22 protein-coding genes are annotated in these 20,148 nt (G+C 69.3%); 4 read left to right on the top strand and 18 right to left on the bottom strand.

What is annotated here, in order from left to right; translation table 11 throughout:
- From tatA to ACZ56E_RS20775, 9 genes are all read right to left on the bottom strand, one after another.
- Nucleotides 1-285, bottom strand: a complete 285-nt coding sequence (tatA, locus tag ACZ56E_RS20815; RefSeq protein ID WP_468611701.1) for a Sec-independent protein translocase subunit TatA — start codon at nucleotides 283-285, stop codon at nucleotides 1-3.
- A 209-nt stretch (nucleotides 286-494) separates the two neighbouring features.
- A complete protein-coding gene (locus tag ACZ56E_RS20810) occupies nucleotides 495-692 on the bottom strand; it encodes a hypothetical protein (protein WP_468611702.1) in 198 nt (65 codons plus the stop codon).
- Nucleotides 693-701: 9 nt separating this feature from the next.
- Nucleotides 702-962, bottom strand: a complete 261-nt coding sequence (locus ACZ56E_RS20805; protein ID WP_362993733.1) for a CpXC domain-containing protein — start codon at nucleotides 960-962, stop codon at nucleotides 702-704.
- Nucleotides 963-973: 11 nt separating this feature from the next.
- Nucleotides 974-1,993: a helix-turn-helix transcriptional regulator gene (locus tag ACZ56E_RS20800; RefSeq protein ID WP_471216079.1), complete on the bottom strand. Its 1,020-nt coding sequence runs from the start codon at nucleotides 1,991-1,993 to the stop codon at nucleotides 974-976.
- A gap of 16 nt (nucleotides 1,994-2,009) precedes the next feature.
- Nucleotides 2,010-2,987: a helix-turn-helix transcriptional regulator gene (locus ACZ56E_RS20795; RefSeq protein WP_468611704.1), complete on the bottom strand. Its 978-nt coding sequence runs from the start codon at nucleotides 2,985-2,987 to the stop codon at nucleotides 2,010-2,012.
- Between the two features lie 134 nt (nucleotides 2,988-3,121).
- Nucleotides 3,122-3,496, bottom strand: coding sequence for an FKBP-type peptidyl-prolyl cis-trans isomerase (locus tag ACZ56E_RS20790; protein WP_398311216.1), 375 nt, complete (start codon nucleotides 3,494-3,496; stop codon nucleotides 3,122-3,124).
- A 58-nt stretch (nucleotides 3,497-3,554) separates the two neighbouring features.
- Nucleotides 3,555-4,553: an FKBP-type peptidyl-prolyl cis-trans isomerase gene (locus ACZ56E_RS20785; RefSeq protein ID WP_471216075.1), complete on the bottom strand. Its 999-nt coding sequence runs from the start codon at nucleotides 4,551-4,553 to the stop codon at nucleotides 3,555-3,557.
- A 147-nt stretch (nucleotides 4,554-4,700) separates the two neighbouring features.
- The gene (pafA, locus tag ACZ56E_RS20780; RefSeq protein WP_055567245.1) at nucleotides 4,701-6,062 is read right to left on the bottom strand and encodes a Pup--protein ligase; all 1,362 of its coding nucleotides are present in this window, start codon (nucleotides 6,060-6,062) and stop codon (nucleotides 4,701-4,703) included.
- Nucleotides 6,063-6,071: 9 nt separating this feature from the next.
- Nucleotides 6,072-7,331, bottom strand: coding sequence for an MFS transporter (locus ACZ56E_RS20775; protein WP_471216073.1), 1,260 nt, complete (start codon nucleotides 7,329-7,331; stop codon nucleotides 6,072-6,074).
- 144 nt (nucleotides 7,332-7,475) lie between these two features.
- On the opposite strand from ACZ56E_RS20775, the gene ACZ56E_RS20770 reads away from it, so the two are divergent.
- Nucleotides 7,476-8,498 carry a LacI family DNA-binding transcriptional regulator gene (locus ACZ56E_RS20770; RefSeq protein ID WP_471216071.1) on the top strand — a complete coding sequence of 341 codons (1,023 nt, stop codon included), beginning with the start codon at nucleotides 7,476-7,478 and terminating at the stop codon, nucleotides 8,496-8,498.
- Between the two features lie 72 nt (nucleotides 8,499-8,570).
- Here ACZ56E_RS20770 and prcA read toward each other — a convergent pair whose 3' ends face one another.
- From prcA to arc, 6 genes are all read right to left on the bottom strand, one after another.
- A complete protein-coding gene (prcA, locus tag ACZ56E_RS20765) occupies nucleotides 8,571-9,344 on the bottom strand; it encodes a proteasome subunit alpha (RefSeq protein ID WP_471216069.1) in 774 nt (257 codons plus the stop codon).
- Nucleotides 9,345-9,397: 53 nt separating this feature from the next.
- A complete protein-coding gene (gene prcB, locus ACZ56E_RS20760; RefSeq protein ID WP_471216065.1) occupies nucleotides 9,398-10,243 on the bottom strand; it encodes a proteasome subunit beta in 846 nt (281 codons plus the stop codon).
- Entirely contained in the window at nucleotides 10,195-10,788 is a 594-nt protein-coding gene (locus ACZ56E_RS20755) for an endonuclease VII domain-containing protein (RefSeq protein WP_471216063.1), read from the bottom strand. The genes prcB and ACZ56E_RS20755 overlap by 49 nt, the downstream gene beginning before the upstream one ends.
- Before the next feature lie 5 nt (nucleotides 10,789-10,793).
- Nucleotides 10,794-11,012: a ubiquitin-like protein Pup gene (locus ACZ56E_RS20750; protein WP_150219625.1), complete on the bottom strand. Its 219-nt coding sequence runs from the start codon at nucleotides 11,010-11,012 to the stop codon at nucleotides 10,794-10,796.
- A gap of 124 nt (nucleotides 11,013-11,136) precedes the next feature.
- Nucleotides 11,137-12,648 carry a depupylase/deamidase Dop gene (dop, locus tag ACZ56E_RS20745; RefSeq protein ID WP_471216060.1) on the bottom strand — a complete coding sequence of 504 codons (1,512 nt, stop codon included), beginning with the start codon at nucleotides 12,646-12,648 and terminating at the stop codon, nucleotides 11,137-11,139.
- 213 nt (nucleotides 12,649-12,861) lie between these two features.
- Entirely contained in the window at nucleotides 12,862-14,628 is a 1,767-nt protein-coding gene (arc, locus tag ACZ56E_RS20740; RefSeq protein ID WP_362993692.1) for a proteasome ATPase, read from the bottom strand.
- 254 nt (nucleotides 14,629-14,882) lie between these two features.
- Between arc and ACZ56E_RS20735 the strand changes: the two genes are divergently transcribed.
- Nucleotides 14,883-15,194, top strand: a complete 312-nt coding sequence (locus tag ACZ56E_RS20735) for a ferredoxin (RefSeq protein WP_398311240.1) — start codon at nucleotides 14,883-14,885, stop codon at nucleotides 15,192-15,194.
- A gap of 19 nt (nucleotides 15,195-15,213) precedes the next feature.
- On the opposite strand, the gene ACZ56E_RS20730 is transcribed toward ACZ56E_RS20735, so the two are convergent.
- From ACZ56E_RS20730 to ACZ56E_RS20720, 3 genes are all read right to left on the bottom strand, one after another.
- A complete protein-coding gene (locus tag ACZ56E_RS20730) occupies nucleotides 15,214-15,801 on the bottom strand; it encodes a hypothetical protein (protein WP_471216058.1) in 588 nt (195 codons plus the stop codon).
- 227 nt (nucleotides 15,802-16,028) lie between these two features.
- A complete protein-coding gene (locus ACZ56E_RS20725) occupies nucleotides 16,029-16,931 on the bottom strand; it encodes a tRNA (adenine-N1)-methyltransferase (protein ID WP_055567236.1) in 903 nt (300 codons plus the stop codon).
- A 58-nt stretch (nucleotides 16,932-16,989) separates the two neighbouring features.
- The gene (locus ACZ56E_RS20720; RefSeq protein ID WP_471216054.1) at nucleotides 16,990-18,411 is read right to left on the bottom strand and encodes a site-2 protease family protein; all 1,422 of its coding nucleotides are present in this window, start codon (nucleotides 18,409-18,411) and stop codon (nucleotides 16,990-16,992) included.
- Nucleotides 18,412-18,539: 128 nt separating this feature from the next.
- Between ACZ56E_RS20720 and ACZ56E_RS20715 the strand changes: the two genes are divergently transcribed.
- Nucleotides 18,540-19,421: a RecB family exonuclease gene (locus ACZ56E_RS20715; RefSeq protein WP_362993702.1), complete on the top strand. Its 882-nt coding sequence runs from the start codon at nucleotides 18,540-18,542 to the stop codon at nucleotides 19,419-19,421.
- Nucleotides 19,422-19,436: 15 nt separating this feature from the next.
- Nucleotides 19,437-20,108 (top strand): response regulator, encoded by a 672-nt coding sequence (locus tag ACZ56E_RS20710; RefSeq protein ID WP_098241447.1) that lies wholly within the window; start codon nucleotides 19,437-19,439, stop codon nucleotides 20,106-20,108.
- Nucleotides 20,109-20,148: the final 40 nt, after the last annotated feature.

Here is a 20,148-nt window from a genome sequence, read left to right as displayed (position 1 = left end):
TCAGCGCTGCGTCGTGCGGTCGGTCGGCTCGGTGACCGGGCGCGAGCTGGTCACGTCGCCGGGGGCAGCCTGGATCGTGCGCTTCTGGAGGGCCGGGTCGCTCGGCGGGTCGGCCGGGGCGGCGGCGTCGTCCTTGCTCTCGGACTTCATGGCCTTGGCCTCGCTCTTGAGGATGCGGGCCGACTTGCCGAGGGAGCGCGCCATGTCGGGCAGCTTCTTGGCTCCGAACAGCAGGACGATGATGACGAGGATGAGAATGATCTCGGTGGGGCCGAGCCTACCCATAGCTGTATACCTTCTTCACCGAGGCGACAGGAGTCTGGTTGCCCGGCAGACCGGACATACATCCGATCTCCCGCGCTGACAGCGATCGTAACCCCCCGGGGTAAACGCTCGGCAATCCCCGCGCATACTCCGAGTGCGGCCCCCGCCTCGATCCCGGGCCGTGTCCGCAGCGTACCCGCCCCCCTCGGGGAGTTGACAGGTCGCGGACGCTAAAGAGCCCCTCGTCCCGCATCGGCCACACGGGCCGCCGCCTTCTCCAGGTCCTCCGCGGCCCGGTTGATCTTGCGTGTGGTCTCGGTCACTTGACGCGCGAGGCGCTGCGCCTCCACGAAGACCTTGACCGCCAGTACGCCGAGGACGGCGAGGCCCAAGAAGCCCGCCGCGATCGCGAGCATCGCCCAGAACATGCGCCGAGCCTAGACGGTCGAGTGCAGGCGCAGCGTCCGCACCCCGCCGCGGGTGAGGAGTTCGACGATGCGCTCCCCCGCGGGCTTGCGCACCGCGGCCCCGCACTCGGGGCAGGTGAAGGAGTAGAAGGTGGTGCGGCGGCTGGCGCCGATCGCGAGCCGCAGTGCCCCGGCGGAGAGCTCGAAGCGCGCGCGGCAGTCCGGGCAGGCGGCCGTGAAGAAGACGGGGGCGGGCCGCGGCTGCGCCGGAACCCCGGGCAGCCCGGACATCGTCGGTGTGCTCAACGCCCATGCTCCTGACTGTCGTGGTCCCTCTCGTACGCCGCCACGTCGCTCTCGTACGTCTCGGCATCCCTGTCGTACGCCTCGAGGGCTTCCCGTGCCGCCTGCCGTGCGCTCTCCGCGAGCTGTACCGGGGAGACGATCCGGCCGTCCCTGCCGAGCCGCAGCGCGAGCCGGCGCAGCGAGGCGGGCTCGGGGGTGCGCAGCGTGATCCGCAGACCGCCGTCGGGCAGCTCGTCGGCGCTGTCGTGCGGGTAGTACTCGGCGACCCAGCGGCCGCCGGGTCCCACCTCGACGACGACCTCCGGGTCCTCGGCGGCGGGCTGCACGAGGCCTTCGGAGAGGTCGCGCAGCTCCACCTCGGGCGGCGCGGACGGCTCGTCGAGGATCTTGATCTCGGCGACGCGGTCGAGGCGGAAGGTGCGCCGCGCCTCGGAGCGCCGGCACCACGCCTCCACATAGGTGTGGCCGACGCTCACCAGGCGGATCGGGTCGATCTCGCGCTCGGTGACCTCGTCGCGGGCGGGCGAGTAGTAGCGGATCCAGAGCCTGCGGCGCTCGGAGATGGCCCGGTCGACGTCGGCGAAGACGCCGCCCTCGGACTCGAAGGTCACCGAGAGGCGCGAGCTGGCGCCCGCCGCCTCGCCCGCCGCGGTCTCCAGCTTCGCGGTGGCGCGCAGCAGCGCGAGGCGGTCGCTCTCGCGCAGGCCGGGCAGCGTGGCCACGGCGCGGGCGGCGACGAGGAGGGCGGTCGCCTCGTCGGCGGCGAGCCGCAGCGGGGCCGCGACGTCGTCGGGGTTGTGCCACCAGATGCGGTCGCCGTCGGTGTCGATGTCGAGGAGGTCGCCGCCGCGGAAGCTGGTCCCGCACATCGGCAGCACGTCGAGGTCGGAGATCAGCTCGTCCGTGGTGATGCCGAAGGCGCGGGCGACGTCGCCGACGTGGGCGCCGGGGCGCTCGCGCAGATAGGTCACCAGCGACAGCATCCGCCGCGTCTGGTCGATGGCGTTCGAGGCCATTGGTCTTCCGTTCCCCTCAGCCCTTGGCCACGGCGCGCAGCCGGTCCACGACGTCGGCCCGCAGCTCGGCGGGCTCCAGGACCACCACGTCGGGCCCGAACTCCACCAGCCAGGCATCGAGCCCGTGGCCGTACGGAATTTCCAACTCCGCCCAGCCGTCGCCCAGTTCCCGCACCGCGACGGCCTTGGCCCGCAGCGGGTAGCCGGCGTCCGTGCGCAGCCGGATCAGGGCCGTGCGGTCGGCGGTCTCCCCGGCCCAGCTCGCGACGGTCTCACGGACCGTGACGACGTCCGGGACGTCCGCCGTGTACTTCCCCGCGCGGGCACGCACCTTGCCGGTGATCCGGGAGAGCCGGAAGACCCGCTCGGCGCCCCGGTCGCGGTCCCAGCCCGCGAGGTACCAGTGACCGCGCCAGCACTCCAGCGCCCAGGGCTCGACGTGCCGCTGCTCGGGGCGGGCGGCGGTGGCCTTGCGGTAGTCGAAGACGACGGGGCGGCGGTCCCGGCAGGCGAGCATCAGCGGCTCGAAGGACGCCTCGTGCGCGGGGATGCGGGGCTCCAGGGCGCTGTGCGCCCCATAGGGGTCCACGCCCTCGGGCAGGCCGGCGGCGCGCAGCTTCTGCAGGGCGCCGCTGGCGGCCCCGGCGAGCCTGGCCTGCTGCCAGACCTTGGCGGCCAGGCCGAGGGCCGCGGCCTCCTCGGCGTCGAGGGTGATGGGCGGCAGGCGGTTGCTGTCGCGGCGGGCGAGGTAGCCGACCTCGCCCTCGAGGTTCTCGACGGTCTCGATGACCAGGCCGAGCTCGCGCAGATCATCCTTGTCGCGCTCGAACATCCGATTGAAGGAGTCGTCGGATCCGGCCGCCCGGCCTCCCGCGCCGAAGGCCTCGACGTAAGCCTCGATGGAGTCCCGAAGCTCGCGCTTGCTGAGCGGCCGCCGGGTCCCGAGCAGGCACAGCGCAAGATTCATCAGCCGCTCGGCCTTGGCAATGGCCATCGACGCCCTTTCTCGGCTGTTCAGATTGTGCTTCCGACCGATGACCGTACCGCCCCGGGGTGTCCGGGCAAAAGCCGAGGGCCCATGCCAGACAGACATGGGCCCAAGGCGAAAGGATCAGGTCAAGGACGTCCTCAGACGGAGACCAGGTCGCAGACGAAGATCAGCGTCTCGCCGGGGGCGATGCGGCCGCCGCCGGCGCCGCGGTCGCCGTACGCCAGGTGGGCCGGGATGGTCAGCTCGCGCCGGCCGCCGACCTTCATGCCCTGCACGCCCTGGTCCCAGCCGGAGATGACCTGGCCGGCGCCCAGCTGGAACTCCAGCGGGTTGCCGCGGTTCCAGCTCGCGTCGAACTCCTCGCCCGTGCTGAAGGCCACGCCCACGTAGTGGACCTTGACGAAGTCGCCCGCCTTGGCGACCGGCCCGTCACCCTCCCAGATGTCCTTGATCTGCAGATCGGCCGGCGGCTCGCCGACGGGGAAGTCGACCTCGGGCTTGTCAATGCTCACGAAAATGCTCCTGCTTGATACGAAAGGTCAGCTCGGACAGTCTGACATCCCCGAAGGCTCAGGCCTTCGCGAGGATGTCCACGCAGAAGACCAGCGTGGAGTCCTTCTTGATCGAGCTGCCCTGCGGGGGCTGGTCGCCATAGCCCAGCTCCGGCGGGATCACGATGAGGACGCGGCTGCCGACCTTCTTGCCGGTCAGACCCTGCGCCCAGCCCTTGACGACCTGCGCCAGCTGGAACTGGGCGAGCTGACCGCTCTTGTACGAGGAGTCGAACTCCTTGCCGTCGGCCCAGAGCACACCCTTGTACTGGCAGAGGAGGCTGTCGGTCTCCTTGACCTCGTCGCCGTCGCCCTCCAGGACGTACGAGGAGACGAGCTTCTTGGGGGCGTCGGTCTTCGGGACGTCGATCGAGGGGGCCTTGCCGTCGGTGTTCGTGCCGACCTTGGGCAGGTCCTTGTTGGACTGCGCGACCTCCTTGCCCTTCGCCGAGCTCTTGGAGTTGAAGGTGCCGACGAGGTCGACGACGAACACCAGCGTGTCCGAGCCCTTGATGCCCGCCTGCTTGTTGCCCTCCTCGCCATAGCCCATCTTCGGGGGGATGGCGAGCTCCACGCGGCTGTCGAGCTTCTTGCCGACCAGGGCCTGGTCCCAGCCCGGGATGACCCGGCCGACGCCGATCGGGAAGACGGTGGGGTTGCCCCGGTCGTACGAATTGTCGAAGACCTTGGCCGTGGCCCAGATCTGGCCGAGGTAGTTGGCCTGCAGATAGTCGCCCTTGACGACCTTCTTGCCCTTGCCCTCGATCAGGGTCTTGACGGCGAGGTCCGAGGACGGCTTGCCCTTGCCCTTGGCGACGGTCGGCTTCTCACCGAACTTGTCGCCCTTCGTGATCTCGGGCAGCGGCCCGTCCACGATCTTCGCGGTCGGCGGGGCCGACGTGGCGTTCGTCGGGCTGTCGGTGGGCTTGGACTTGGCCTTGTCGGGCTTGTCGTCACCACAACCTGCCAGCGTGAGCAGGCCGGCCGGGACGGCAAGGAGAAGGGAGCGTCGGCGCACGGTGGGGGCCTCGTATCGGTCGATCTTGTGGGTTGGCGTGCGCGCAACTCTACGGCGTGAGAAGGGCGCCGCACGAGGAACGTACGGCGCCCGTGTTGCGTTCCCGCAACGTCACCCGATTCCCTCGGGTCCCTCGCGATCCGGAGTTCACATGCCGGCGATGAGCTTCTCCACCCGGTCGTCCACGGACCGGAAGGGGTCCTTGCACAACACGGTGCGCTGCGCCTGGTCGTTGAGCTTGAGGTGGACCCAGTCGACCGTGAAGTCGCGGCGCTGCTCCTGGGCTCGTCGGATGAAATCACCGCGCAGCCGTGCGCGAGTGGTCTGCGGCGGCACCGACTTGCCCTCGAAGATCTTCAAGTCGTTGCAGATGCGGGCGGCTTGACCCTTCTTCTCCAGGAGGTAGTACAGCCCTCGACGACGGTGGATGTCGTGGTACGCGAGGTCTATCTGCGCGACCCTCGGGTGCGACATGGTCATGTTGTTCTTCGCGCGGTACCGCTCGATGAGCTTGTACTTCATGACCCAGTCGATCTCGGTGCCGATGCGGTCGAGGTCCTCGCTCTCGATCGCGTCCAGCGTGCGGCCCCACAGCTCCAGGACCTGCTCGACGGTGCCGGTGCGGATGCCCCGGCGGTCGACGAAGTCCACCGCCTTCTCGTAGTACTCGCGCTGCACTTCGAGAGCCGAGGCCTCACGGCCGCTGGCCAGGCGCACCTTACGGCGGCCCGTGATGTCGTGGCTCACCTCGCGGATGGCCCGGATCGGGTTCTCCAGAGTGAGGTCCCGCATCACCGTGCCCGCCTCGATCATGCGCAGCACGAGGTCGGTGGCGCCGACCTTGAGGAGCATGGTCGTCTCGGACATGTTCGAGTCGCCGACGATGACGTGGAGCCTGCGGTAGCGCTCGGCGTCCGCGTGCGGTTCGTCGCGGGTGTTGATGATCGGCCGGGACCGGGTGGTCGCGGAGGACACCCCTTCCCAGATGTGCTCGGCCCGCTGGCTGACGCAGTACACGGCGCCGCGCGGAGTCTGCAGCACCTTGCCCGCGCCGCACAGCAGCTGCCGGGTGACGAGGAACGGAATGAGGATGTCCGCGAGCCGGGAGAACTCCCCGTGACGGGCCACCAGATAGTTCTCGTGGCAGCCGTAGGAGTTTCCCGCCGAATCGGTGTTGTTCTTGAAAAGGTAGACGTCGCCCGCGATTCCCTCCTCGTGCAGGCGGCGCTCGGCGTCGACGAGCAGGCCCTCCAGAATGCGCTCGCCCGCTTTGTCGTGGGTGACCAGCTCGGTCACGTTGTCACATTCGGGCGTTGCGTATTCCGGATGTGACCCCACGTCGAGATACAGGCGGGCGCCGTTCCGCAGAAAGACGTTGCTGCTGCGGCCCCATGACACGACACGGCGGAAGAGGTAGCGCGCCACCTCGTCAGGAGACAGGCGGCGCTGTCCCCTGAACGTGCATGTGACGCCGTACTCGTTCTCCAGCCCGAAAATGCGGCGGTCCATGACTGAACATTACGCCTGATGCCCGGCACTGAAACCGGGTTCGGCAGCACCGTTTCGATCATTTTCCGATGAACCCGCAACAACCCCGGATTCCACGGCCGGTACGAGTACCCGCGCCGTGGCCAGCAGAACCAGCAGCGCCGCCACCCCCGCGAGCCCCGGCACCGCGAAACCCCACGCCGTACCACCCCACTCGACCACCGGCCCCGCCGCCGCCGTCCCCAGCGACGCCCCGACCGTGAACGTCGTCACGAGCCACGAGAACGCCTCCGTGACCGTGCCCCGCGGAGCGTGCCGGTCCACGATGATGAACGCACACGCGAGCGCCGGCGCGAGGAACACACCGGCGAGCGCCGTCAGCGCCGTCATGGCCACCGCCCCGGGCGTCAGCACCAACGGCCAATAGCAGACCGCCAACAGCGCCACCAGGACGCTCAGCCTCCGCTCCGGCACACCGGCCCACTGCCGCGCCCCGTACACGGAACCGCCCACGAGCGCGCCGAGCCCGAGCGCCGCCATCATCCAGCCGTACACCGCGTCACCGCCGTGCACGTCCGCGTACGAGACACCGGCGACGGTGATGGAGCCGAGCGCCATGCCGATGAAGAGGAACGCGCCGAGGAGCGCGAGGAGCCCGGGCGAGCGCAGGGCACCGAGCCAGTGCGCCTCCCGCGGCGCCGAGCGCCACGCGCGTGAAGGCCGGGACACCACTACGGAGAGGGCACCGAGCACGCCGATCACATTGACGACGAGCAGCGCCACCTGCTCCGACCACAGGGCCACGCACCCCGTGATGAGCAACGGCCCGACGGTGAACATGACTTCCTGGGCGATGGCGTCCATGGCGTACGCGGTGTGGACCTGCTCCTCCTTGCCGAGGACGCTCGGCCACAGGGCACGCAGACCACCCTCCAGAGGCGGCGTGAACAGACCGGCCGCCCCCACCGCCACATACGCCAGGGCCAACTGATCCGGCCCCGTGAAGGCGAAGACCGCCATGCCGAGCCCGGAGAGCAGCGCGGCGGGCAGCTGGACCCGCGGCTGCCCGTACAGGTCGACGAGGCGCCCGAGCAGCGGCTGCCCCACCGCGTTGGCCACGCCGTACACCGCGGCGAGCGCGCCGGCCAGGCTGTAGGTGCCGCCCTCGGCCCGGATGAACAGCACGATGGCGATCGCCGCCGTGGCGTTCGGCAGCCTGCCCACCAGCGTCCCGGCGAGCAGCCGTGTCGCGTAACGCGTCCTGAGGATCTCCGCGTATCCCGCCGCCATGCTCTCCCGCCCTCCCCCCGCACGCCGAGCCGGGGTTTTACGTATAACGTCCGGCGTCATACGTACCATGAGCGCTGTACGCGGGTCCACCGCGACCCCACGCCGCGGGTCACCCCGTGACGCGGCACGAACCGGGAGGTGTCAGTGGCCGGACCGCTGCAGGAGACCGGGGCCACCCGCCCCACCAGCCGCGACGTCGCACGCGCGGCCGGGGTCTCCCAGGCCACCGTCTCCCTCGTGCTCGGCGACAAATGGCGCGGCCGCGTCGCCGAACCGACCGCCGAACGCGTCCGCACCGCCGCACGCGACCTCGGCTACCGCCCCAACCTCGCCGCCCGCAACCTCCGCCTCGGCAGGACCAGGACAGCCCTCCTCGTCGTCCCCGAACTCACCAACGAATTCTTCGCCCACGTCTACACCGGCGTCGCCCGCATCGCCGCCCGCCACGGCTTCGGCGTGGTCCTCTACCCCTCCCCCGACGGCATCGGCCCCGCCCGCGACCCCTTCGCCTCCGCACGCGCCTCCCTCGACGGCGTACTGGCCTCCTCCATGGCCTCCGACGCCCTCGCCACCATCCGCGGCGACGACCTCCCCCTCGTCATGCTCGACAGCGACCCCGCGGGCAGCCTCGGCGCCACCACCGTCAACCTCGACCTCGCCGACGGCATGCGCCGCGCCACCGAACACCTCCTCGGCCTCGGCCACCGCGACTTCCTGCACCTCGCCGCCGACGTCGACTCCTGGACCTTCGACGTCCGCGCCGAAGCCCTCGACCGCACCCTGCGCGGCACGGACACCGCCGTACGCCGCGCCGCCGCACCCCTGAACGTCGCGGGCGCCCGCGTCGTCGCCGAAGCCGCCCTCTCCGCCCCGGGCCCCCGGCCCACCGCGGTCGTCTGCGACGACGACTTCCTCGCCGCCGGAGTCTGCAAAGCCGCACACCGCCTCGGCCTGCGCATCCCCGAGGACGTCTCGGTCACCGGCTTCGACGACCTCACCCTGGCCACCGCCGTCGAACCGGAGCTCACGACGGTCCGGCTGCCCGCCGAGCGGTTCGGCGAGCGCGGCATGGAGTCCCTCGTCGCCGTCCTGGAAGGCCGCAGCCCCGACGCCACCCCGCTCCCCGTCGAGCTGGTCGTCCGCGGCTCCACCGGACCCGCCCGCTGACGGCCGCCCCACACACGAACGCGCCCCGTGTTCCGGCCGTCGGCCGGAACACGGGGCGCGCCCGCGAGCGAACTACTCGACGTCACCGCCGGACTTCGGCGTCGGCCCGGCGTCCTCGTCCGTGTCGGTCGCCGCGTCCGTCGCGCCGCCCTCGTCGAGCAACCGCGACAGCTGACGCCCCACGATCCGCTTGAACTTCCGCTGCTGCGGCCGCGTCCGGTCCAGGATCGCCACCTCCAGCCGCTCCGCGGGGATCTCCCGCTCGCTGCCGTTGGTGTCGCGGGACAGCGCCTGCACCGCGAGCTTGAGCGCCTCGGCCAGCGTCATCCCGTCCCGGTGCCGCTGATCGAGATATGTGCTGATCTGCTCGGCATTGCCACCGACCGCGACCGAACCGTGCTCATCCACGATCGAACCGTCATGCGGCAGTCGGTAGATCTGGTCACCGTCCGGTGTCGTACCGACCTCGGCGACGACCAGCTCCACCTCGTACGGCTTCTCCGCGTTGCTGGAGAAGATCGTGCCGAGCGTCTGCGCGTAGACGTTGGCGAGGCCACGGGCCGTCACGTCATCGCGGTCGTACGTATATCCACGGAGGTCGGCGTAGCGAACGCCGCCGATCCGCAGATTCTCGTACTCGTTGTACTTGCCGGCGGCCGCGAAGCCGATCCGGTCATAGATCTCGCTGAACTTGTGCAGCGCACGGGACGGGTTCTCGCCGACGAACACAATGCCGTCGGCATACTGCATCACGACAAGGCTGCGGCCACGGGCGATGCCCTTCCGGGCGTATTCCGCCCGGTCGGCCATGGCCTGCTGGGGTGAGACATAGAACGGCGTCGACACCGGATCCGTCCCTTTCTGTCAAAAAACTTCAGTCAGTGGCGAATTCGGAGCGATCAGAGCAGAGCGGCGCGCGGGCCGTCCGGCTGCTCGAGACGCTTCTCCAGGATCGCGCGCGCGATCGCGGAGGACTCGTCGTCCGTCAGCCTCCGGAACCCCTCGTCGGAGATCACGGTGACGATCGGGAAGATCCGGCGGGCCATGTCCGGGCCACCGGTCGCCGAGTCGTCGTCGGCGGCGTCGTACAGCGCCTGGACGACCAGGGTCGTCGCCTGCTCCTCGGTGAGACCGTCGTGGTAAAGCTTCTTCATCGCACCGCGCGCGAAGACCGAACCCGAACCGGTCGCCGCGAAGCCGTGCTCCTCCGAACGCCCGCCCGTCACGTCGTACGAGAAGATGCGGCCCTTCTCGCGGTCCACGTCGTACCCCGCGAAGAGCGGCACCACGGCGAGGCCCTGCATGGCCATGCCGAGGTTGCTGCGGATCATCGTGGAGAGGCGGTTCGCCTTGCCCTCGAGGGAGAGCGTGGCGCCCTCCACCTTCTCGAAGTGCTCCAGCTCCAGCTGGAAGAGCTTCACCATCTCCACGGCGAGACCCGCCGTACCGGCGATGCCCACCGCCGAGTACTCGTCGGCCGGGAACACCTTCTCGATGTCGCGCTGCGCGATGACATTGCCCATGGTCGCCCGCCGGTCACCGGCGAGGACCACACCGCCGGGGAACGTCGCGGCCACGATGGTCGTGCCGTGCGGCGCCTCGATGACGCCCTTGGTGGGCGGCAGTTGACGGTTGCCGGGCAGGATCTCCGGCTGGTGCTCGGACAGGAAATCCATGAACGACGACGAACCAGGCGTCAGGAAGGCAGCTGGTAGACGCCCGGTGCTACGAGGATTGGCTTCCACGAGTTTCCTTCCAGGTAAGCGGTGGCTCGGCGGGTCCTGTCGGGGTCGTCCCCCAACTTGCCGATGCCCGAGTTGCAGTTGAAGCACAGTACGCCACGGACTTTACCCGTCTCGTGACAGTGATCCACATGGACTGCGGGGGCACTGAGACAGATCACGCAGAGCCCCATCTGGGAGGCGATCATCTCGTCGCGTTCGGCCATGGTGAGGCCGTATTTGCGCTTGAAATAGCTCTGCTGGTTCCGGTCAGCCCGGCACGTCTTGCAGTAGCTCGCGTAGCAGTCCGAGGTCGTCGCGTTGAGCTCCCACTCAGAGTGAGCCTTGACTGTCGCGCACTGAGGGCAACGCTTATGCCCAGGTGGTACTTCCACCTTGTCCCGGACAGTCTTACCCTTGGCCGCCTGACGTTGCCGGTAGTACTCCGCAGAGCACTCTCGGCAGTACGCCTGAAGTCCATCACGCATGGACTTGTTGCTCGCGAAGGCTGCTCGCGGCAGCACCCGACCACACCGCGAGCACCCCCTCTCGTCGAGCATTTCGGACATTGAGGTCATTCGCCACCTTTTTGCACAAATGACCTCACAAAGTCCTCAGCATTCTCCTCGAGTACATCGTCAATTTCGTCAAGAACCGAGTCGACGTCGTCGCTCAGCTTCTCCTGCCGCTCCTTGAGGTCCTCCGAAGCCTGCGCGTCCTGCGTCTGCTCCTCGGTCTCCTCGGTGGGACGCGTCGCCTTCTGCTGTCCGCCGCCGGTGTCCTTGGTCGCCATCTACCTCACCCCGCTCGCTCGGTTAGACGTTCTTGATCAGACCCTACGCTTCAGGTCCGACATCGGCCCCGCAGTTGCTTCAACGTGCGGGACCCACCTCTGTGATTCCCCCGTCGATGACCTTTCAGCCGCCCGAGAGGACCCGAACCAGGTCCTCTGCCGTGCGGCAGCGGTCCAGGAGCTCCTTGACGTGGTTCCGGGTGCCGCGCAGGGGCTCCAGCGTGGGCACCCGTTGCAGAGAGTCACGGCCCGGGAGGTCGAAGATGACCGAGTCCCAGGACGCCGCGGCCACGTCGTCCGCGTACTGCTCGAGGCAGCGGCCGCGGAAGTACGCGCGTGTGTCCTCGGGCGGCTTGCCGATGGCGCGCTCGACGTCCGCCTCGTCGAGGAGCCGCTTGATCTTGCCGCGGGCCACCAGCCGGTTGTAGAGGCCCTTCTCGGCCCGTACGTCGGCGTACTGGAGGTCGACCAGGTGGAGCCGGGCGGCGTCCCAGTCGAGGTTGTCGCGGCGGCGGTAGCCCTCCATGAGCTCGCGCTTGGCGACCCAGTCCAGCTCTCCGGAGAGGCTCATCGGGTCGCTCTCGAGACGGCCGAGGACGTCCTCCCAGCGGGTCAGCACGTCCTTGGTCTGCTCGTCGGCATCGGAGCCGTACCGCTCCTCGACGTACTTGCGGGCGAGCTCGAAGTACTCCATCTGGAGCTGCACCGCGGTGAGTGAGCGGCCGCTGCGGAGCGTGACGAGGTGCTTGAGCGACGCGTCGTGCGAGACCTGGTGCAGGGTGCGCACGGGCTGGTCGACCGCGAGGTCGACGTTGATGAAGCCGTCCTCGATCATCGCGAGGACCAGGGAGGTCATGCCGAGCTTGAGGTACGTCGAGATCTCGGAGAGGTTGGCGTCACCGATGATCACGTGCAGCCTGCGGTACTTCTCCGCGTCGGAGTGCGGCTCGTCCCGGGTGTTGATGATGGGCCGCTTCAGCGTCGTCTCCAGGCCGACCTCGACCTCGAAGTAGTCGGCGCGCTGGCTGAGCTGGAAGCCGTGCTCGTGGCCGTCCTGGCCGATGCCGACGCGGCCGGCGCCGGTGACGACCTGCCGGGAGACGAAGAAGGGCGTCAGGTGCCGCACGATGTCCGAGAAGGGGGTCTCCCGCTTCATCAGATAGTTCTCGTGCGTGCCGTAGGAGGCGCCCTTGTTGTCGGTGTTGTTCTTGTAGAGGTGGATCGGCTGGGCGCCGGGGAGCTGGGCCGCGCGGTCGGCGGCCTCGGCCATGATCCGTTCGCCGGCCTTGTCCCACAGGACCGCGTCCAGCGGGTTGGTGATCTCCGGTGAGCTGTATTCGGGGTGCGCGTGGTCCACGTAGAGGCGCGCTCCGTTGGTCAGGATGACGTTGGCGAGGCCGATGTCCTCGTCGGTCAGCTGGCTGGAGTCGGCGGCCTCGCGGGCGAGGTCGAATCCCCGCGCGTCCCGCAGCGGGTTCTCCTCCTCGAAGTCCCAGCGGGCGCGCCGCGCCCGGTGCATCGCCGCGGCGTAGGCGTTGACGATCTGGGACGAGGTGAGCATTGCATTGGCGTTGGGGTGGCCGGGGACGGAGATGCCGTACTCCGTCTCGATGCCCATTACTCGCCGTACGGTCATGCGGCCCTCCTTGCCCGGCGGCGCTCCCGTTCGGGAACGGCGCTCAAGTACCGCTGTTGCTCCGGTGCGTGTGCGGTGCCCGTCCCCGCACTGCGCGACTCGGCGGTACCGAAGAGCCTAGAACGCCTTTGCGCTGGTGGGGAGATCATTGCCTTCATTGAAAAACAGACGGCTGCGGGTACCCGTGAAGGACACCCGCAGCCGTCCTGTGTTCTACAGGTATTGACCGGTGTTGGCCACCGTGTCGATGGAGCGTCCGGTGTCCGCGCCCTGCTTTCCGGTGACAAGGGTGCGGATGTACACGATCCGCTCGCCCTTCTTTCCGGAGATCCTGGCCCAGTCGTCGGGGTTGGTGGTGTTGGGCAGGTCCTCGTTCTCCTTGAACTCGTCGATGCAAGCCTGGAGGAGGTGAGCGACCCTGATGCCCTTCTGGTTCGCTTCGAGGAAGGCCTTGATGGCCATCTTCTTGGCGCGGCCCACGATGTTTTCGATCATGGCGCCGGAATTGAAGTCCTTGAAGTAGAGGACTTCCTTGTCGCCGTTGGCGTACGTCACCTCGAGGAAGCGGTTCTCCTCGGATTCCGCGTACATCTGCTCGACGACGGACTGGATCATGCCCTGGACGGTGGTGCGCCGGTCGGCGCTGTGCTCGGCCAGGTCGTCGGCGTGCAGCGGGAGGCGTTCGGTGAGGTACTTGGCGAAGATGTCCTTCGCCGCCTCGGCGTCCGGGCGCTCGATCTTGATCTTGACGTCGAGTCGTCCGGGCCGCAGGATCGCGGGGTCGATCATGTCCTCGCGGTTGGAGGCGCCGATGACGATGACGTTCTCCAGGCCTTCCACGCCGTCGATCTCGGCGAGCAGCTGGGGGACGATGGTGTTCTCCACGTCCGAGCTGACGCCGGATCCGCGGGTGCGGAAGAGGGATTCCATCTCGTCGAAGAAGACGATGACGGGGGTGCCCTCGCTCGCCTTCTCGCGGGCACGCTGGAAGACCAGGCGGATGTGGCGCTCGGTCTCGCCGACGTACTTGTTGAGGAGCTCGGGGCCCTTGATGTTGAGGAAGTAGCTCTTCCCCGCGGGCTGGCCGGTCACCTCGGCGACCTTCTTGGCAAGGGAGTTGGCGACGGCTTTGGCGATCAGTGTCTTGCCGCAGCCGGGGGGCCCGTACAGCAGGACGCCCTTGGGCGGCCGCAGTTCGTGCTCCTTGAAGAGGTCGGGGTAGAGATAGGGGAGCTCGACGGCGTCCCGGATCATCTCGATCTGGCCGCCGAGGCCGCCGATCTTCTCGTAGCTGATGTCGGGGACTTCTTCGAGGACGAGCTCTTCGACTTCGCTCTTGGGGATGACTTCGTAGACGTAGCCGGAGCGGGGTTCGAGAAGGAGGGCGTCGCCCGGGCGGATGGTGACGTCGAGGAGGGGTTCGGCGAGCCGCACCACTCTCTCTTCGTCGGTGTGTCCGACCACCAGGGCCCGGTCGCCGTCCTCGAGGATTTCCTTGAGGGTGACGATGTCGCCGACGCTCTCGAACTCCATGGCCTCGACCACGTTGAGCGCTTCGTTGAGCATTACTTCCTGGCCGCGCCTGAGCTCTTCGAGCTCCACGCTCGGGCTGACGTTCACCCGGAGCTTGCGGCCCCCGGTGAAGATGTCCGCCGTGCCGTCCTCGTTCGCCACGAGGAAGACTCCGAAGCCGGCCGGTGGCTGTGCGAGCCGGTCGACTTCCTCCTTGAGGGCCACGATCTGGTCGCGGGCCTCACGGAGCGTGTTGGCGAGCCGCTCGTTCTGTGCGGATACGCCGGCCAGGTTGGTCTGCAGCTCGACGATCCGCTCTTCGAGAATCCTCGTATGACGCGGAGAGTCGGCGAGCTTGCGTCGCAGGACGGCGATTTCCTGCTCGAGATAGGCAACCTGACCGGCGGGGTCCTCAGACCCTCGCCCCGGCCGGATGCCGCGGTTGATGTCGTCGTCGTGGGCTGCCACGGTCCTCACCTCCTCCAAGGGGAGCTGGACGCTTCCAGACCCTACCTGGGTGGGTGTCGATTGAAACCCCTAGATCACAAAGACAGTGGGGGTGTGTCCGATCTTCACCCTTGCGCTCTCCCTCACGCCAGAGGAATACCCACCCAACAACATCGGAAAGCGGGCGGTTGTATCGTCGAACTGTTCAACACCCGTCAGGGCTGGCCCGACTTGCTGTATTTTCGGGCCGCCCGGCGCAGCGACCGGCAGGAGAGATGACCGTGCGGCACGAGGCCGAGACCGGCAGTGAGGGCGATCCGCTGGAGGTCTGGATCGACCAGGACCTCTGTACCGGGGACGGCATCTGCGCGCAGTACGCGCCGGAGGTCTTCGAGCTGGACATCGATGGTCTGGCCTATGTGAAGAGCGGCGACGACGAGCTGCTGCAGGCCCCCGGGGCCACAACGCCCGTGCCCTTGCCGCTCCTGCGTGACGTGGTGGATTCGGCCAAGGAGTGTCCCGGCGACTGCATCCATGTGCGGCGTGTTTCGGACGGTGTCGAGGTCTACGGCCCCGAGGCGGCCTGATCCGGCCGCCGCCGGGGCGTCATACGCCGCGTGCCTCGGCGGGTGCCGTCCGCTCGAACGTCCCGTCCTGCCATTGCCACTTGGCCTTGTCCTGCTTGTCGGGGCAGCAGCGGGGGACGTCGGGGGTGGAGTAGCCGAGGAGGGTGGCGGTGACCGCGCCGTCACGCAGGGCGAAGTCGCTGACGGTGAGCCGGTCCTTCGGGTCGACGAGTGTCGCGACGACGCGGGGCTTGCCCGCCGCCGGCCTGGTGATCACATAGACGCCGTCGGGCGGGGTGCCCGATCCGGCCTTGCAGTGGACGACCGCCACCGTTTCGGGTCGGCCGTCGCCGTCGAGGTCGCCGGTGGCCTTCTTCTTCACGACGGGCTCGACGGGGCCGCAGGCGATCGGGAAGTCGACGGCGGTCGGGTCGGGTGCGGGGGCTGGGGCCGGGGCGGCCGCGGCGGCTCTCGGGTGCGGCTCCGGGCCCGTCTGCACTGCGGTCGCGGGGTCGGGCTGCAGGACGGCGGCGCCGGCGACGACGGCGGCCAGTACGGCCGCGGTGGCGAGCCAGTGGACGGGACGGGTGGTGGTGTGGGCCGGTTCCGGGACGGCGGGGTGCTGCACGAGGAAGTGTCTCCTGTGAGGGCTGTGCCGGCGGGGGGTGGCCAGCATCGTGCCATACGTCACAGCGAGGTGGAACACCGGGGTCGCGGTGACGGTCCGGTGGTTCTCGCGGCTCTTCCGGTACGGGCTGGTGTCCTCTCAACGAAACGGCGCCGCCGCCGAGTTCCCTGGTCGGTCAGGGAACTCGGCGGCGGCGCCTGCTCATTGGGCGGGTCCCGTGGCGCGAGTCAGCGCGGGGAGCCGCCGTCGGCGTTCGGGCCGGAGTAGTCCTCGCCGTAGGCGCCCTTGGCGGGGCGGCGGCGGCGCATGGGGGGCTCCACGCCGTCCGCGAGGCGACGAGCGGTGAGGAGGAAGCCGGTGTGCCCGATCATGCGGTGGTCGGGGCGGACGGCGAGGCCTTCGATGTGCCAGTTGCGGATCATCGACTCCCAGGCGGTCGGCTCGTTGAAGCCGCCGATCTCGCGGATGGACTCGACGGTCCTGGCGAGCTGGGTGGTGGTCGCGACGTAGCAGCAGAGGATGCCGCCGGGGACGAGTGCCTTGGAGACGGCCTCCAGGCACTCCCAGGGGGCGAGCATGTCGAGGATGACGCGGTCGACCTCGGTGTCGCTGAGGTTGTCCTGGAGGTCGCCGACGGTGAGCTGCCAGGCGGGGTGGGGGCCGCCGAAGTAGCGCTCCACGTTCTGCTGGGCGATCTCGGCGAAGTCCTCGCGGCGCTCGTACGAGTGCAGCATTCCCTGGTCGCCGATGGCGCGCAGCAGGAAGCTGCTGAGCGAGCCGGAGCCCACGCCCGCCTCGACGACGCGCGCGCCGGGGAAGATGTCGGCGAAGGCCAGGATCTGCCCCGCGTCCTTGGGGTAGACCACGGCGGCGCCGCGGGGCATGGACAGGACGTAGTCGGGGAGCAGGGGTCGCAGCGCCAGGTAGGCGACGTTTCCCGTGGTTCGGACAACACTGCCCTCGGGAGCGCCGATCAGCTCGTCGTGGGGGAAGGAACCCTTGTGGGTGTGGAAGTTCTTCCCGGCCTCGAGCGTGAACGTGTAGTGGCGTCCCTTGGGGTCGGTGAGCTGGACCTGGTCCCCGACCTTGAAGGGCCCGCGACGGCGGGCGGCACCGGTCGGTTCGGACATGTGACCAGCCTACCGGCCGCGGCGGGAAGCTCGGACCACCGCTTTGGGAGAGCGGTGCTCAGGAGGGGCGGGCCATGGCCTTGACGAAGGCGCGCTCGACGTCGGCGGCGGAGAGGACTCCGTAGATCTCGCCGGACTCCTCGACGACGAGGTATTCGGTGGCGGGGGTGGCCCGGAGGGTGTCGAGGAGCTCTTCGCCCGTGAGCTCGGCGGAGATGCGCATGCCTTCGGTGATGTCCTGGGCGAGGCCGCCGACGCCGACCCAGGGGCGGCGGTGCTGGGGGACGGAGACGATGGCCGCCTCGCGGACGACGGCCATGGGGTCGCCGTCGGCGTCGACGACGACGAGGGCTCGGGCGCCGGCGTCGTTGGCCCTGCGGAGTGCTTCGGAGAGCGGGGTGTCGCTCTCGACGGGGACGGCGCGGCGGGTCAGGGTGCGGGCGCGCAGCTCGGGCAGGTGTTCGCGCAGTCGGGCCATGCGGAGGCTGTTTCCGGCGCCGGTCCAGATGATCGCGGCGAGGATCGCGGCGAGCAGGGCGTCGGTGACGGTGTTCATGCCGCCGATGTCCTCCGGTTCGCCGCCGAGGGCGCCGGACTGGTTGAGGAGGGGCAGTCCGATGAGGACGGAGATGGCGAGGGCGCGGCCGACCCAGGCGGCGGCGACGGTGCCGCTCATCGGCTTGCCGGTGATCTTCCAGACAACGGCGCGCAGCATGCGGCCGCCGTCGAGGGGCAGGCCGGGGAGGAGGTTGAAGGCGGCGACGATGAGGTTGGAGATCATCAGGCCGGCGAGGAGCACGCCGGGCACGGTGCCGGGTTCGACGGCGCGCATGCCGGCGTAGAAGATCCCGGCGAGGACGAGCGAGAGGAGGGGGCCGACGAAGGCGAGGACGAACTCGCGGCCGGGGGTTTCGGACTCCTTCTCGATCTCGGAGACGCCGCCGAAGAACTGGAGCTGGATGCGGCGGACCGGCAGCTTGAAGCGGAGGGCAGCGACGGTGTGGGCCAGTTCGTGGACGAGTACGGAGGCGTAGAAGGCCACGGCGAAGAAGAGGGAGACGAGGTAGCGGGCGCCGCCGAGCTCGGGCAGGACGCGGTCGAGCTGGCCGCCGAAGACCCAGGTGATGAGGGCGGCGACGAGGAACCAGCTGGGTGCCACGTAGACGGGCACGCCGAACGGCCTGCCCATGAGCAGTCCGCCGCCGGGGCCCTTCTGTGCCTTGGGGGGCACCGGGGTTCCCTTGCCGGGGGGCGGCGTGGGCGGGGCGCTGGGGCGCTGGGGTTCGGTGGGCGGTTCTTCTCGCGGTGCCTTGGTGAGGGATGTGCCGCTCTCGCCGTGCCGGGGCTTTTCCGGCTCGTGGGCCGTGTCCGTGTCCGTGTCGGCCGGACGCGTCGGCTCACGGGAGCCGGTGGCGTCTTTCGGCCGCAGGCCCTCGGTGCCGTCGGACTGCGGCCCGCCGCTCCTGCCGCTTTCGTCCACGATGTCCCCTCGTTCGAAGCGTCCCTCGCCCGGTATGGCGCGGTTACCCGCACGATCATGCAGGGTGAGACGGTCTGTCGTCGATGGTATGCGGCTGTTGTCAGTGGTGGGTCGTAGGGTCTGTCCTCATGGAAACCAGCACCGACGGTGCCGCGGCGGCCGTGCGCCCGGCGTCCCTGTCGCCCTCGCGCGCGGGCGATTTCATGCAGTGTCCGCTGCTGTACCGGTTCCGGGTGATCGACAAGCTGCCCGAGAAGCCGAGTGAGGCGGCGACCCGGGGCACCCTGGTGCACGCGGTGCTGGAGCGGCTCTTCGACGCTCCGGCGGGTGAGCGCACGGCGCCGCGCGCCAAGTCGCTCATTCCGGGTCAGTGGGACCGGCTGCGGGAGGCGAAGCCCGAGCTGACGGAGTTGTTCGCCGACGATCCGGAGGGCGAGCGCATGGCGCGCTGGCTGTCGGACGCGGAGAAGCTGGTGGAGCGCTGGTTCACGCTGGAGGATCCGACGCGTCTGGAGCCCGCGGAGCGGGAGCTGTTCGTGCAGGCCGAGCTGGCGTCGGGGCTGAAGCTGCGCGGCATCATCGACCGGGTGGACGTGGCGCCCTCGGGTGACGTCCGCATCGTGGACTACAAGACGGGCAAGGCCCCGCGTCCGGAGTACGCGGAGGGCGCGCTGTTCCAGATGAAGTTCTACGCCTTGGTGGTGTGGCGGCTGAAGGGTGTGGTGCCGCGCCGCCTCCAGCTCGTCTATCTGGGCAGCGGTGACGTGATCACGTACGACCCGGTCGTGGCGGATCTGGAGCGGGTCGAGCGCAAGCTGCTCGCGCTGTGGGAGGCGATCGAGCTGGCGACGGAGACGGGGAACTGGCGGCCGAGGCCGACCAAATTGTGTGGTTGGTGCGATCACCAGGCGGTCTGTCCTGAATTCGGGGGGACTCCCCCGCCGTATCCGCTTCCTGTGAGGGCGCCCGAGTCCGCGGAGGGCGGGCAGGGCAGAATGGGCGCGGACTAGCTGAAGGAGAGACACGTGGCCATCCGCGTCCTACTGGTCGATGACCAGCCGCTGTTGCGCACCGGGTTCCGGATGATTCTGGAGGCCGAGCAGGACATCGCGGTCGTCGGCGAGGCCGGAGACGGCCTGCAGGCTCTCGACCAGGTGCGGGCCCTGCAGCCCGATGTGGTCCTGATGGACATCCGCATGCCGCGGATGGACGGTGTGGAGGCGACCCGGCAGATCACCGGTCCCGGCCGGGACGGCCCGGCGAAGGTGCTGGTCCTGACGACCTTCGACCTCGACGAGTATGTGGTGGAGGCGCTGCGCGCCGGTGCCAGCGGCTTCCTCCTGAAGGACGCGCCTGCGAATGAGCTGGTGCAGGCGATCCGGGTGGTCGCGGCGGGCGAGGCGATGCTCGCGCCGAGCATCACGCGCCGGCTCCTCGACAAGTACTCCGCGCACCTGCCGTCCGGCGACGAGCCGGTGCCGGACACCCTGCACACGCTCACCGAGCGCGAGGTGGAGGTCCTCAAGCTGGTCGCGCGCGGCCTGTCGAACGCGGAGATCGCGGCGGACCTCTTCGTCAGCGAGACGACCGTGAAGACGCATGTCGGCCATGTGCTGACGAAGCTGGGCCTGCGCGACCGGGTGCAGGCCGCGGTGTACGCGTACGAGAGCGGTCTGGTGCGCCCCGGCGCGCAGTGACCGGGACCCGATCGTGAGAACGGCGAAGGTGGCCGCCCCT

The organism is Streptomyces sp. NPDC039480, assembly GCF_055597165.1.
Note: the sequence above shows the minus strand (reverse complement) of the source record. Positions and strands in the feature narration are given on the sequence as shown.

What these genes read in the sequence shown, in the direction of transcription:
- tatA (WP_468611701.1), bottom strand. Translation starts at nt 285, where the DNA reads ATGGGTAGGCTCGGCCCCACCGAGATCATTCTCATCCTCGTCATCATC.
- ACZ56E_RS20810 (WP_468611702.1), bottom strand. Translation starts at nt 692, where the DNA reads ATGTTCTGGGCGATGCTCGCGATCGCGGCGGGCTTCTTGGGCCTCGCC.
- ACZ56E_RS20805 (WP_362993733.1), bottom strand. Translation starts at nt 962, where the DNA reads ATGTCCGGGCTGCCCGGGGTTCCGGCGCAGCCGCGGCCCGCCCCCGTC.
- ACZ56E_RS20800 (WP_471216079.1), bottom strand. Translation starts at nt 1,993, where the DNA reads ATGGCCTCGAACGCCATCGACCAGACGCGGCGGATGCTGTCGCTGGTG.
- ACZ56E_RS20795 (WP_468611704.1), bottom strand. Translation starts at nt 2,987, where the DNA reads ATGGCCATTGCCAAGGCCGAGCGGCTGATGAATCTTGCGCTGTGCCTG.
- pafA (WP_055567245.1), bottom strand. Translation starts at nt 6,062, where the DNA reads ATGGACCGCCGCATTTTCGGGCTGGAGAACGAGTACGGCGTCACATGC.
- ACZ56E_RS20775 (WP_471216073.1), bottom strand. Translation starts at nt 7,331, where the DNA reads ATGGCGGCGGGATACGCGGAGATCCTCAGGACGCGTTACGCGACACGG.
- ACZ56E_RS20755 (WP_471216063.1), bottom strand. Translation starts at nt 10,788, where the DNA reads ATGTCCGAAATGCTCGACGAGAGGGGGTGCTCGCGGTGTGGTCGGGTG.
- ACZ56E_RS20750 (WP_150219625.1), bottom strand. Translation starts at nt 11,012, where the DNA reads ATGGCGACCAAGGACACCGGCGGCGGACAGCAGAAGGCGACGCGTCCC.
- dop (WP_471216060.1), bottom strand. Translation starts at nt 12,648, where the DNA reads ATGACCGTACGGCGAGTAATGGGCATCGAGACGGAGTACGGCATCTCC.
- ACZ56E_RS20735 (WP_398311240.1), top strand. Translation starts at nt 14,883, where the DNA reads ATGACCGTGCGGCACGAGGCCGAGACCGGCAGTGAGGGCGATCCGCTG.
- ACZ56E_RS20725 (WP_055567236.1), bottom strand. Translation starts at nt 16,931, where the DNA reads ATGTCCGAACCGACCGGTGCCGCCCGCCGTCGCGGGCCCTTCAAGGTC.
- ACZ56E_RS20715 (WP_362993702.1), top strand. Translation starts at nt 18,540, where the DNA reads ATGGAAACCAGCACCGACGGTGCCGCGGCGGCCGTGCGCCCGGCGTCC.